13 protein-coding genes are annotated in these 12,938 nt (G+C 61.0%); all 13 read left to right on the forward strand.

What is annotated here, in order from left to right; genetic code table 11:
* Positions 1 to 45 precede the first annotated feature (45 nt).
* The 13 genes from spoVE (at position 46) to EAV92_RS04040 (ending at position 12,917) form a co-directional block, all read left to right on the forward strand.
* The gene (spoVE, locus tag EAV92_RS03980) at positions 46 to 1,143 is read left to right on the forward strand and encodes a stage V sporulation protein E (RefSeq protein ID WP_123043559.1); all 1,098 of its coding nucleotides are present in this window, start codon (positions 46 to 48) and stop codon (positions 1,141 to 1,143) included.
* 6 nt (positions 1,144 to 1,149) lie between these two features.
* Positions 1,150 to 2,259, forward strand: a complete 1,110-nt coding sequence (gene murG, locus EAV92_RS03985; RefSeq protein ID WP_123039866.1) for an undecaprenyldiphospho-muramoylpentapeptide beta-N-acetylglucosaminyltransferase — start codon at positions 1,150 to 1,152, stop codon at positions 2,257 to 2,259.
* A 245-nt stretch (positions 2,260 to 2,504) separates the two neighbouring features.
* Complete coding sequence (gene murB, locus EAV92_RS03990; protein ID WP_123039867.1) at positions 2,505 to 3,410, forward strand: UDP-N-acetylmuramate dehydrogenase; 906 nt, start codon at positions 2,505 to 2,507, stop codon at positions 3,408 to 3,410.
* A gap of 17 nt (positions 3,411 to 3,427) precedes the next feature.
* On the forward strand, positions 3,428 to 4,711 hold the full coding sequence (gene murA / locus EAV92_RS03995; protein WP_123039868.1) for a UDP-N-acetylglucosamine 1-carboxyvinyltransferase: 1,284 nt from the start codon (positions 3,428 to 3,430) through the stop codon (positions 4,709 to 4,711).
* Between the two features lie 77 nt (positions 4,712 to 4,788).
* Positions 4,789 to 5,547 carry a cell division protein FtsQ/DivIB gene (locus tag EAV92_RS04000; protein WP_123039869.1) on the forward strand — a complete coding sequence of 253 codons (759 nt, stop codon included), beginning with the start codon at positions 4,789 to 4,791 and terminating at the stop codon, positions 5,545 to 5,547.
* A 224-nt stretch (positions 5,548 to 5,771) separates the two neighbouring features.
* A complete protein-coding gene (gene ftsA, locus EAV92_RS04005) occupies positions 5,772 to 7,025 on the forward strand; it encodes a cell division protein FtsA (RefSeq protein ID WP_123039870.1) in 1,254 nt (417 codons plus the stop codon).
* Between the two features lie 48 nt (positions 7,026 to 7,073).
* Positions 7,074 to 8,201, forward strand: a complete 1,128-nt coding sequence (gene ftsZ / locus EAV92_RS04010; RefSeq protein ID WP_123039871.1) for a cell division protein FtsZ — start codon at positions 7,074 to 7,076, stop codon at positions 8,199 to 8,201.
* Between the two features lie 200 nt (positions 8,202 to 8,401).
* Complete coding sequence (locus EAV92_RS04015) at positions 8,402 to 9,367, forward strand: sigma-E processing peptidase SpoIIGA (protein WP_123039872.1); 966 nt, start codon at positions 8,402 to 8,404, stop codon at positions 9,365 to 9,367.
* A gap of 18 nt (positions 9,368 to 9,385) precedes the next feature.
* Entirely contained in the window at positions 9,386 to 10,108 is a 723-nt protein-coding gene (gene sigE, locus EAV92_RS04020; protein WP_123039873.1) for an RNA polymerase sporulation sigma factor SigE, read from the forward strand.
* A 64-nt stretch (positions 10,109 to 10,172) separates the two neighbouring features.
* On the forward strand, positions 10,173 to 10,955 hold the full coding sequence (gene sigG / locus EAV92_RS04025) for an RNA polymerase sporulation sigma factor SigG (RefSeq protein WP_123039874.1): 783 nt from the start codon (positions 10,173 to 10,175) through the stop codon (positions 10,953 to 10,955).
* A gap of 105 nt (positions 10,956 to 11,060) precedes the next feature.
* Complete coding sequence (locus EAV92_RS04030; RefSeq protein ID WP_123039875.1) at positions 11,061 to 11,339, forward strand: YlmC/YmxH family sporulation protein; 279 nt, start codon at positions 11,061 to 11,063, stop codon at positions 11,337 to 11,339.
* Positions 11,340 to 11,412: 73 nt separating this feature from the next.
* Positions 11,413 to 12,210 (forward strand): peptidoglycan editing factor PgeF, encoded by a 798-nt coding sequence (gene pgeF / locus EAV92_RS04035; RefSeq protein ID WP_123039876.1) that lies wholly within the window; start codon positions 11,413 to 11,415, stop codon positions 12,208 to 12,210.
* Between the two features lie 8 nt (positions 12,211 to 12,218).
* Positions 12,219 to 12,917, forward strand: coding sequence for a YggS family pyridoxal phosphate-dependent enzyme (locus EAV92_RS04040; protein ID WP_123043560.1), 699 nt, complete (start codon positions 12,219 to 12,221; stop codon positions 12,915 to 12,917).
* Positions 12,918 to 12,938: the final 21 nt, after the last annotated feature.

Here is a 12,938-nt window from a genome sequence, read left to right on the forward strand (position 1 = left end):
GGGGGCTTGTCCCCACTTCCACTGGTACGCGAGGTGTCCGGTTTCATGGCCAAGTCCCGCTCCGTTCCCGATCTCTGGATGATCGCCGCCACGCTCGGCATTCTGGCCATCGGCGTGGTCATGGTCTACAGCGCCAGCGCCGTAGCCGCTTTCCACGATTACGGCGATGCCTATTATTACGTGAAACGGCAGTTCGTGTTCGCGCTGCTCGGCGTCGGCGCCATGTTCGTCACGATGAACGTAGACTACCACGCCTGGCGCAAATGGGCCCTTCCCGCGCTGCTCGTCTGCTTCGGCTTGCTGCTCATCGTGCTCGTGCCGGGCGTAGGCGTCGTGCGCGGCGGCGCGAGAAGCTGGCTGGGCATCGGTTCCTTCGGGATTCAGCCGTCGGAATTCATGAAGCTGGCGATGATCCTTTTCCTGGCCCGCCTGCTGTCGGAACGCCAAAACAAACTGACGTCGTTCCGCTCCGGCCTGCTTCCGCCGCTCGCCATCCTGGGCTTGGCGTTCGGCCTGATCATGCTGCAGCCCGACTTGGGAACGGGCGTCGTCATGTTCGGAGCTTCCTTGCTCGTCATTTACGTCGCGGGCGCGAGGGTCGCGCATCTCGGCGGGCTGGGGCTGCTCGGCCTGGCGGGTCTGGGCGCGCTCATCGCGGCCGCCCCTTACCGGCTGCAGAGGATCACCGCGTTCCTGGATCCGTGGCAGGACCCGCTGGGGGCCGGCTACCAATCGATCCAGTCGCTGTACGCGGTCGGGCCGGGCGGCCTGGTCGGCCTCGGCCTCGGCATGAGCCGGCAGAAGTACAACTATTTGCCGGAACCGCAAACCGATTTCATTTTCTCCATCCTGGCGGAAGAACTCGGCTTCATCGGAGGGACGCTGCTGCTCTTGCTTTTCCTGATCCTGATCTGGAGGGGCATGCGCACGGCGATCACCCTGACCGATCCGTTCGGAAGCCTGCTCGCTTCCGGCATCGTCGGCATCATCGCCGTCCAGGTGCTCATCAATATCGGCGTCGTCATCGGCATGATGCCCGTCACGGGGATCACGCTGCCCCTGGTCAGCTACGGAGGCTCTTCGCTCACGCTGCTGCTCACGGCGCTAGGCATCCTGTTGAACTTATCCCGTTACTCGAGGTGACCGTACATGCGCGTCGTACTGACCGGCGGAGGGACCGGAGGACACATTTATCCCGCGCTCGCCGTCGGCAAGGAACTGAAGGCCGTACATCCCGGAACCGAGCTCTTGTACATCGGGGGCCGGCGGGGGATGGAAAGCAAAATCGTACCGCAGCACGGCATCGCTTTCCGCGAATTGGACATTACCGGGTTCCGGCGTTCGCTCTCCTGGGAGAACGTCCGGACCGTCGTGCGTTTTTGGAAGGGCGTCCGCAGCGCCAGGGCCATGCTCCAGCAATTTAAGCCGGACGCAGTCGTGGGAACCGGCGGCTACGTCTGCGGGCCGGTCGTTTACGCGGCCGCCAGATTGGGCATCCCGACGCTGATTCACGAGCAGAACGTGGTGCCGGGCTTGACCAACAAATTTTTAAGCCGATACGTCGACGCCGCGGCCGTCAGCTTTCAGGACTCGCTTCCGTTTTTCCGGAAGGTGTCCGACTCGGTTTACGCCGGCAATCCGTGCGCGACGGCCGTGATCGGCGCGGACGCCCGCAAAGGCTTCGCCTCGCTCGGCCTTGCTCCGGATACGCCGTTCGTCCTGACGGTCGGGGGGAGCGGAGGCGCCCGGGCGTTGAACGAAGCGGCCATCGGGATGGTTCCGTCGATTCCGAAATTGCCGGGCGTCCATTTCGTGTTCGTGACCGGCGAAAGGTTCCACGAAGAGACGCTGTCGCGAATCGGCCGATTGGGGTCCGAAGCCGCCGATCGGGTGCATGTGCTGCCGTACGTACACAACATGCCCGAAGTGCTGGCCGCCGCTTCCCTGGTCGTGAGCCGCGCGGGCGCTTCTTTGATCGCGGAGTTCACGTCGGTCGGCATGCCTTCGATCCTCGTGCCTTCGCCCAACGTCACGAACAACCACCAGGAACCGAACGCGCGCAGCCTCGCGGAAGCGGGGGCGGCCGTCATGATCCTGGAAAAGGATTTGACGGGGGAAGCCTTGTTCGGGCACGTCCACGCCATCATGAAAGACCGCGCCAGGCGGGAGGCGATGGCGGCAGCCGCGAGGAAGCTCGGCATGCCGGACGCGGCACGCACCATCGTCGGGCAGCTGGAGCGGATCGTCCGTCGGAAATAACGCTATCTTTTCATCCATCATCATAATCCGAATCGACGCGTCCCGGGCTCGGACGCCGCTCCGCCATGGGCGTCTGTCACCTTGCTTCCCGGCGCGACATAAGATACAGGGTGATCGTGACCGCCGCAGCCGTTTACCGGACCGCCGGCAAGGCGGCGACCGGTCCTCGGGGACGTTGATTCGCAAAGCGAGCCGCAGCCCGGAACGACAACGGCCTGTGAGTTCGCGAAAGGAGGAACATCCGAATGCAGCAGTTGATCGCGGAATTACAGCAGGCTTCGGCGGGCCGCGTGCGCGTCCAAGAACCGCTGGCACCTTATACGACATGGAAAATCGGAGGTCCCGCGGACGTCCTCATCATCCCCGAGAACCGCGAAGAGCTTGCCGCCGCGCTTGCGCTGCTTCACCGTCACGGCGTTCCCTGGCAAGTGCTGGGCCGCGGATCGAATACGCTGGTATCCGACAAGGGCGTTCGCGGGGCCGTCGTCAAGCTGGGCGAAGGCTTCGACGACATCCGGTTCGAAGGGAACACCGTGACGGCCGGCGCCTCGTATTCCTTCATCAAGCTGTCGGTTTTGGCCGGCAAAGAGGGGCTAACCGGGCTGGAATTCGCGGGAGGGATTCCCGGCACGGTCGGCGGAGCCGTCTATATGAACGCAGGGGCGCACGGCTCGGACGTATCACGCATATTCAAGTCGGCCGACATCGTTTGGGAAGACGGCAGCGAAGAGACGCTGGACGGAGACGGGATGAAATTCTCCTATCGGCATTCCGTGCTGCATGAGAAGCGGGGTATCGTCACAGGCGCCGCTTTCCGGCTGGAGCAGGGAGACCGCAAGGAAATCGCCGCCGCCATGGCTTCTTACAAAGACAGAAGGCGCCGTACGCAGCCTCTTCAGGAGCCTTGCGCGGGCAGCGTGTTCCGCAACCCGCCGGGCGACCATGCCGCAAGGCTGATCGAAGCCGCGGGCCTGAAGGGCTCGAGGGAAGGCGGGGCCCAAATCTCCACGATCCACGCGAACTTCATCGTCAATCTCGGCGATGCCAAGGCTGAGGACGTTCTCACCCTCATGGAGAGAGCTCAGCGCACAATCGAAGAAAAGTTCGGAATCCAGCTCGTGCCGGAGGTTCTCCTGATGGGTGAACGGTAACCCGGAGGTGAAACCCTTTGGACAAACTGGTGATTGAAGGCGGGAATCCGCTTTCGGGCACCATTCGTATCCACGGAGCCAAAAACGCGGCCCTGCCGATTCTGGCCGCGAGCCTGCTTGCGCAAGACACCGTCACGATACGCAACGTTCCCCATTTGCTGGACATCGACGTCATGCTCGACATTTTAAGGGATCTGGGCTGCAGCGCCCGCTACGCGGACCGCTCGGTCGTCGTCGATTCCTCTCTCGCGTCCTCTTCCCATATTCCCGAAAGCCTGATGCGCCAAATGCGGTCGTCGGTCTTCCTGACGGGGCCGCTGCTCGCCCGATTCGGCGAAGTACAGCTGTACCAACCCGGAGGCTGCGCCATCGGGGAAAGGAAGATCGACCTCCACCTGCGGGGTTTAGCGGCGCTCGGCGCGGAAATCCAGGAGAAGGGGAGCCTTATCGTATGCCGAGCACGCGAGCTGAGGGGCACCGAGGTCATCCTCGATTTCCCCAGCGTCGGGGCGACGGAGAACATCATGATGGCGGCCGTGCTCGCGAAAGGGCGGACGACGATCGTCGGCGCCGCGAGGGAACCGGAAATCCAGGACCTGCAAGCTTTCCTGAACCACCTGGGAGCTAAGGTGCGGGGCGCCGGCACCGACACCATTACCGTCGACGGCGTCACGGAGCTCCACGGAGGCGACTTCGCGGTCATTCCCGATCGGATCGTTTCCGGCACCGTCATGGTCGCCGCGGCCGCGACGCGCGGGGACGTGACGATCGAAGGCGTCCAACCCGCCCATCTGACCTCCCTGATCCACGTGCTCCGGCGAGCCGGTGTTCAAATCGAGGTCGGCAGTGATATAATGGCCATACGCGCGGCCGCCCGCACGAAAGCGGTGGAACGCGTCGTGACGTCTCCTTATCCGGCCTTTCCGACCGACTTGCAGGCGCAGGTGATGACCCTGCTGGCCTTGTCGGACGGAGTGAGCCTGATGAAGGAAACGGTGTTCGAGGGACGTTTCAAACACGTGGAGGAGCTGTGCCGAATGGGCGCGGACATCCGCGTGGATTTGAACAACGCCTTCATCCGGGGAGTCCCCCAGCTGTACGGGACGTCCGTGGAGGCGACCGATCTGCGCGCCGGCGCGGCTCTCGTCATTGCGGGGCTCGCGGCGCAGGGGCGGACGACCGTCGAGCAGGTGCATCATATCGACCGGGGGTACGAACGGATTGAAGAGATGTTTCGGCAGCTCGGAGGGGACATTCGCCGGGAGTCGAATAAAACGTTGGAAGCTTATCATGCAAGGTGACAACATTCCCCGCGCGGGCGGTTTACCGGACGCGGGGACGTTTTTTGCCGCCGGATGGGACAAGGGAGGGACGGAACATGAATGAGGAGCGGATTCCCGCGTTGAAAGGGGATCCCCAAGTCCCGCGGCGGCGCGTCGGCAAACTGCTGGCCATCCTGATCGCGCTTTTTGCCGTATTGCTCGTCATTTTGTTTTTCCGGTCTTCCCTCTCTAAGGTGGCGGACATTGAGGTGACGGGTACGAACCATTTGTCGGAAGCCGACGTGAAGAAAGCGCTCGGGATCGCTCCGGGAGACTCTTTCTTTTCGCCGGGTGCCGGCAAGCTGGAGAGCAACGTCAAAACGCTGCCTCCGGTCAAGAACGTCCGGGTCGTGAAAAAATTTCCCGGAACCGTGGAAGTTCATGTCGAAGAATATGGGGACGTGGCCACCGAGATCGGCCCGGACGGTACCGTCCGGGTCGTGCTGGAGAACGGCCTGGCCTTGCCGGCGAAAGCCGGCGCGCTGCCGGACAAGCCCATCCTGACGGGGTGGAAGCCGGATTCGGAGGTGCGCAAGGAGCTGTGCCGCGTGCTTGCGGCCATGCCGGCCGCTTTGCTGACGGATTTGTCGGAGATCAAACCGGACCCGTCGGCATCGTATCCCGACAGAATCAAACTTTTTACGCGGTCGCGGTTCGAAGTGCAGACGACCGTCTCCAAGCTGCCGGAGAAAATACCCTATTTAAGCGAAATCGTGGAAAACAGGGAACCCGGACGCATCCTCATGCTGGAAGCGGACACTTATTTGCCCTTTTCGGCACAAAACGTCCCTCCCGAATCCGGAGAAAGCCGATAAACATAAGGAAAACGGCACTACTCAATCCTCGAAAAGAATGCTAGAATTTCATTTATGGGTCGCGGGGGAATGAGGACAAGCCCCTTGCCGCCCGATCGACACAAGAGATAAAAAAGATAAAAAAATTGTAGAAAAAAGAGGGAAAACCTCGCGGATGTGGAATTACATATGGATGCATCCTTTCATCTCTCTCATTTTCATCGATCCACGGGAGGTGCCACCGTTTGAGCAGCAATGACCTCATCGTCAGCCTGGATATCGGGACTTCCAAGGTCCGGGTGATTATCGGGGAAATCAGCAACGGGGCCATTAACATCATTGGCGTCGGTTCCGCGGATTCCGAAGGGATCCGTAAAGGCGCCATTGTCGATATTGACCAAACCGTTCAATCCATCCGCAGCGCGGTCGACCACGCGGAACGCATGGTTGGCATCACCATCGACGAAGTTTACGTCGGCATCGCCGGCAACCACATCGCCTTGCAGACGAATCACGGCGTCGTCGCCGTGTCCAACGAAGATCGGGAAATCGGCCAAGAGGACATCGAGCGCGTCATGCAAGCCGCCCGGGTCGTGGCGCTTCCGCCCGAACGCGAAATCATCAATCTCGTCCCTAAGCAGTTTCTGGTTGACGGGCTTGGAGACATCCAGGACCCGCGCGGCATGATCGGCGTCCGCCTCGAGGTGGAATGCACGATCATCACCGGCACGAAAGCAGCCGTACATAACCTGATGCGCTGCGTGGAGAAAGCCGGCCTCCGGATTTCCGGCATCATCCTGATGTCGCTCGCTTCCGGCATGATGGCTTTGTCCAAAGACGAAAAGCAAATGGGTACCGTGCTGGTCGACATCGGCGCGGGCTCCACGACGCTGGCGGTATTCGAGGGCGGAAGCCTGGCTGCCGTCTCCACGCTGCCCATCGGCGGGGATTACGTCACGAGCGACATCTGCTACGGCTTGAAAACCCAGACGGAACACGCGGAGAAAATCAAGCTGAAGTACGGCTGCGCCCGCATCGAAGACGCCGCGGAGGACCAGAAATTCAAGGTGCTGCGCGTCGGCACGAACGTCGAGAAGGATTTTTCGCAGGTCGATCTGGCCAACATCATCGAGCCCCGCATGCAGGAAATTTTCCACATGGTGCGGCAAGAGGTCAAACGTCTCGGTTACCTGGAGAAAATCAACGGCTACGTGCTGACCGGCGGTTCGGTGTCGATGCCGAGCGTGCTTCCTCTCGCCCAGAGCGAATTGGAAGCCAGCGTGCGGATCGCGGTGCCGGACTACATCGGCGTGAGGGACCCGTCTTTCAGCAGTGGTGTCGGCATGATCCAGTACGTCACGAAGTATTTCCGGAGCCGCGGCGCGGCTGCCGCCAAACGTCCGGCCAAAGCGAAAGCGGCCGCGGGAGTTTCGACTTCCTCGGCGCCGAAACCCGGCGTCAAGGAATGGTTCAAAAACCTGTTCAAAGAATTCATATAAGCCGCCGCTTACGATAGGTTCAAGCGAAGCGAGGAGGAGTTAGGGTACATGTTGGAGTTCGATTTTGAAATGGAACCGCTCGCGAAGATCAAGGTTATCGGTGTCGGAGGCGGCGGCAGCAACGCAGTGAACCGAATGATCGAGGGCGGCGTCAAGAATGTCGATTTCATCACCGTGAATACGGATGCGCAAGCGCTGCAGCTGACGAAATCCGAACAGAAGCTGCAAATCGGGGACAAGCTGACCCGGGGTCTCGGTGCGGGCGCCAACCCGGAAGTCGGCAAGAAAGCGGCCGAAGAATCCCGTGAATTCATTCTGAATACGCTGCGCGGATCCGACATGGTGTTCGTTACCGCCGGCATGGGCGGAGGCACCGGCACCGGCGCCGCGCCGGTGATCGCCGAATTGGCCAAAGAAAGCGGAGCCCTGACGGTCGGCGTCGTGACCCGCCCGTTCACGTTCGAAGGCCGGAGACGCTCGCAGCATGCCGAGCTCGGCATTGAAGCGCTGAAAGAAAAGGTCGACACGCTGATCGTGATCCCGAACGACCGTCTGCTCGAAATCGTCGACAAGAAGACGCCGATGACCGAAGCGTTCCGCATTGCCGACAACGTACTGATGCAGGCCGTTCAAGGCATTTCCGATTTGATCGCCGTGCCGGGATTGATCAACTTGGACTTCGCCGACGTGAAGACGATCATGACCGAACGCGGCTCCGCCCTGATGGGCATCGGAACCGCGAACGGAGAGAACCGCGCGACGGAGGCGGCACGCAAGGCGATCATGAGCCCGCTGCTGGAGACGTCGATCGACGGAGCGCGCGGCGTCATCATGAACATCACGGGCGGCTCCAACCTTTCGTTGTACGAAGTCAACGAAGCGGCCGAAATCGTGATCGCGGCATGCGATCCGGAAGTCAACATGATCTTCGGCGCCAGCATCGACGACTCGATGCGCGAGGATATCAAGGTGACGGTTATCGCCACGGGTTTCGAGCAAAAGGCGCCAAACCGCCGTCCGTCCTCGCCGATGCCGACGGAAGCGACTCAGCAGTCTTCCTCGTCTTCGGAAGTACGCCAAGCCGGCAACCTCCGTCCGTTCGGCAGCCAGAACCTCTCGAGCGACCAGCTCGACATTCCCGCTTTCCTCCGGAACCGTCCGCGCGACGGCCGGTAATCATCGGCACGACCAAGGGATGGCCTTCAGGCCATCCCTTTTTTGCGTTCCCGTCCCCCGCAAACTGCCGTTTTTTTCGCCAAAATAAGCCCCGGAACGGGCGGCAGGATTAGACAGACATCGGCCGGGAAAGCGATTATACTGGGTTCATTCCATCCCGGCCCTTATCGGTCGAGCGAGGGACATAGGGTGGGTTTTCGATGATCGTCTACGTGGACCTTGTTTTTCTCACGAACTTGGCCGTCGACGGCACCGTCCTCCTGGCAACCGCCAAAGCGAGGCGCCTTCGTCCGGCCAGGCTGCGTGTCGCGGGAGCCGCCGTACTGGGAGCGGCCTACGCGGCCGCCCTATTCTGGGCGGACGTGCCCTATCTGTATTCGCTGGGCGCGAAGCTGTTCGTGTCGGTTCTCATGCTGCTGTTGGCGTACGGGTACGGAAGTCCCTTGATTTTCGTTCGGAATTTCGGCGTCTTCTACGCGGTCAATTTCGCCACGCTCGGAGGCGTGATCGGGCTGAGCACGCTGCTGCGGTCCGCGGGATCCCCTTGGAGCGGCATGACCTTTACGCCGCAAGGCGGCGTGGTGCTGGATTGGCGGATGCAGCTGGGTTTGTTCGCCGTGACGTTCGCCTTGTCGCTTTGGCTGTTCATCGGAGCATCCGAAGGGAGAAAAAAACAAGCCGATACGGACGCCCTGCTGTGGACCGCCGAAATCCGGATCGACGGCGAATCGTGGGAGGTTCCCGCTTTGCTCGATACGGGAAACCGGCTCTATGATCCGATTTCCCGCATTCCGGTCATGATCCTGGAAGCCTCCGTGTGGCGGGATAAGCTTCCGGACGGCTGGTGCGAAAGGCTGCAGGGCGAATCCGCGGACAGGCTCGTCACCGAACTCGGAGACTCCGAGGGGGACGGCGGCTTTCCCTGGCTGGGTCGCCTGCGCTTCGTCCCCTACCGGGGAGTCAACGGCGGAACCCGCATGATGCTGGCGCTGAAACCCGACTCGGTATCGCTGTCCAGAGAAGGACATTCCCCGCTGCTGATCCAAAGGCTGCTGATCGGTCTTGACGGCGGCACCTTGTCGCCCGACGGCGCGTATCGGGCCATTCTCCACCCCGACATGATCGCGTCCGGGGCCGCAAGGCCCGCCCCATCCCAACCTGCCTGACAGGAGGTAATGCCGCCCATGCTCGTCAAATGGAAGCTGATGTCCCAATTGTCGCTCTACCGCCTGCTGTTTTGGCTCGGTTGGAAGAGCGAGGAAGTGTATTACATCGGCGGAAGCGAAGCGCTCCCCCCGCCGCTCAGCCGGGAGGAAGAGGAGTACTTGCTCGAACGGCTGTCGACGGGTGACGCCGCGATCCGCGCGATGCTGATCGAGCGCAACCTGCGCCTCGTCGTGTACATCGCCCGCAAATTCGAAAATACCGGCATCCATATCGAGGACTTGGTTTCGATCGGCGCGATCGGGCTGATCAAGGCGGTCAACACGTTCGATCCCGAGAAGAAGATCAAGCTGGCGACGTATGCCTCCAGGTGCATCGAGAACGAAATCCTCATGTATTTGCGCCGCAACAGCAAGACGAGAACGGAAGTGTCTTTCGACGAACCGCTGAACATCGATTGGGACGGCAACGAGCTGCTTCTGTCGGATGTGCTGGGGACCGAAAACGATACGATTTACCGGAACATCGAGGAGCAAGTGGACCGCAAGCTGCTGCACAAGGCCCTCGACAAGCTGAGCGAGCGGGAGCGGACGATCATGGAGCTTCGCTTCGGCCTCGCCGACGGGGAAGAGAAAACGCAGAAGGACGTCGCGGACCTGCTCGGGATCTCGCAATCCTACATTTCCAGGCTCGAGAAACGCATCATCAAGCGGCTCCGCAAAGAGTTCAATAAAATGGTGTAAAAGAATAAAATGCCCCGCCCCGGAGATACTTTACAGTAACGTTTGCTCCCGGGAGGAATGGCCATTGACCCGCAACAAAGTGGAGATTTGTGGAGTAGACACCTCAAAGCTGCCTGTGCTGACCAACGCCGAAATGAGGGAACTGTTCCTCGCTCTGCAAACCCGCGGTGAGTGGGAAGCCCGGGAAAAGCTGGTCAACGGCAACCTGCGCCTGGTGCTCAGCGTGATCCAGCGGTTCAACAACCGCGGGGAGTACGTGGACGACTTGTTCCAGGTCGGCTGCATCGGGCTCATGAAGGCCATCGACAATTTCGATTTAAGCCAAAACGTCCGTTTTTCCACCTATGCCGTTCCGATGATCATCGGGGAAATACGCCGCTATTTGCGGGACAACAACCCGATTCGGGTGTCGCGGAGCCTGCGCGATATCGCCTATAAGGCGTTGCAGATCAGGGACCAACTGACGAACCAGCACGCGAGGGAACCCACGATTTCGGAAATCTCGGAGGTGCTGGGCGTCCCCAAGGAAGACATCGTGTTCGCGCTCGACGCCATCCAGGATCCCGTATCGCTGTTCGAACCGATCTATCACGACGGCGGGGATCCGATTTACGTCATGGACCAGATCAGCGACGAACGCAACAAGGACATTCAATGGATCGAGGAAATCGCCCTTCGGGAAGCGATGCGCAAGCTGAACGACCGGGAGAAAATGATACTCTCGATGCGGTTTTTCGAAGGGAAGACGCAGATGGAAGTCGCCGACGAAATCGGGATTTCCCAGGCGCAGGTGTCGCGGCTCGAGAAATCGGCCATCCAGCAAATGCAGAAACACGTGAAATCGTAGGGAGCGGGCCTTCAGGGCCCGCTTTTTTATGTCCGCCGCGGACACTTTTTGCCTGGCCGTCTCATATAAGTAAGGATAGGCAGTCGCGGAAGGGGGTATCGGAACGTGAAAATTTCCGATTTCCAGACGAAGGACGTCATCAATATCGTGGACGGCAAAAAGCTCGGGCAAATCAGCGATCTGGAACTGGATTTGCGGCAAGGGAAAATCGATTCCATCGTCGTGCCGGCCGCGACCCGGTTTTTCGGCATGTTCGGAGGCGGCAACGAGGTCGTCATTCCTTGGCGCAACATCGTGAAGATCGGAGCGGACGTCGTGCTGGTCCGCCTGGACGACGCGAAAGCGTACCGTGCGGAGGAGCACGAGACTACCGTCGGCCGATAAGGCGTGAGCGGGACCTGCGAAGGATGGCTTTCGGACGCCGGTATGGTACACTGATGGCGGAGGTGAAGCGCGGATGGAACCTTTTATCCCCCTCGGCGCAGAGGGAGAAACCGCCTTGCTGAAGCTGGAATCTTGGACGGAATTCGGCGGCGTTTCGGCCGGCTTCACGACCCGTCAGGCGGGGAATACCGCGCTCCATGTCGGAGACGATCCGGCGGCCGTCGCCGCGAGACGGAACACGCTCGCGGAATCGCTGGAGTGGGCGTTCGAGGCCTGGACTTGCGGAGAGCAAGTTCACGGCTGCGCCGTACACGCGGTACGGCCGGAGGACGCGGGGCGCGGGCGGCTGGATCGAAGCAGCGCGGTCGCGGATACGGACGCGCTGATCACGGACGAGCCCGATATTCTGCTCGTGCAGTTTTTCGCCGATTGCGTGCCGCTTTATTTCCTGGATCCGGTCACCGGAGCCCTGGGCTTGGCGCACGCGGGCTGGAAAGGGACGGTCGCGGACATCGCCGGCCATACGGTCCGCCGGATGGCGGAAACGTACGGCGCAAAGCCGTCCGATATCCGAGGGGCCATCGGGCCTTCCATCGGAGCTTGCTGCTACGAAGTGGACGAGGCGGTCATCTCCCGCGTTCGGGAGACAATCCGGGACGATCGCGTCTTGACGCCGACGTCGGACGGACGGGCGAGGCTTGACTTGAAAGAATGCAACCGACATCTTATGATAAAAGCAGGAATATTGCCGAGCCGCATCGAATTGTCAACTTGGTGTACCGGCTGCCGGACCGACCTGTTTTTCTCCCACCGGGCGGAGAACGGGAAAACCGGCCGCATGATGAGCTGGCTGGGCAGGAAATCGAGGTGAGCGTTTCCGTGACGCTGGAAAGCCGGATACGGGACGTCGAGGACAGGCTGGCGAGGGCGTGCGCCGCGAGCGGAAGGAAACGCGAAGACGTGACCGTCATCGCCGTGACGAAATACGTATCGACGGCGACGGCCGCGGCGGTCGTGAAAGCGGGAGCCCGGCATATCGGGGAGAACCGCTGGCCCGACGCGAAAGACAAATGGGAAGCGCTGAAGGAACAAGCACAATTTCATTACATAGGATCCCTTCAGACGAATAAAGTGAAGGACGTCGTCGGCCGTTTCCAATACATTCACTCGTTGGACCGGCTGTCGCTCGCGGAAGCGATTCACAAGAAAGCTTCTTCGCTGGGCATCGAGGTGCCGTGTTTGCTCCAGGTCAACGTTTCCGGCGAGGAAAGCAAGCACGGACTGGCGCCGGAGCAAGTTCCGGAACTGATCCGGCAATTGAGGCCGTTGACCGGCGTCAAGCCGATCGGACTGATGACGATGGCCCCGTTCGAAGACGAGCCGGAGCGTACCCGTTCGGTGTTCCGCGCGCTGCGGGAGCTGAGGGACGAACTGAACCGGGCGGCGCTCACCGAAGCCCCGTTGACGGAGCTGTCGATGGGCATGTCGAACGATTTCGAAGTCGCCGTCGAGGAAGGCGCGACCTGGGTCCGTTTGGGAACCGTCCTCGTAGGGAAAGAAGAGATAGAGGCCAATTGATCTTGCCCGCCGCGACCGGCG

Origin of the sequence: Cohnella candidum (genome assembly GCF_003713065.1) — a bacterium.
GTDB classification, from domain to species: Bacteria; Bacillota; Bacilli; order Paenibacillales; family Paenibacillaceae; genus Cohnella; species Cohnella candidum.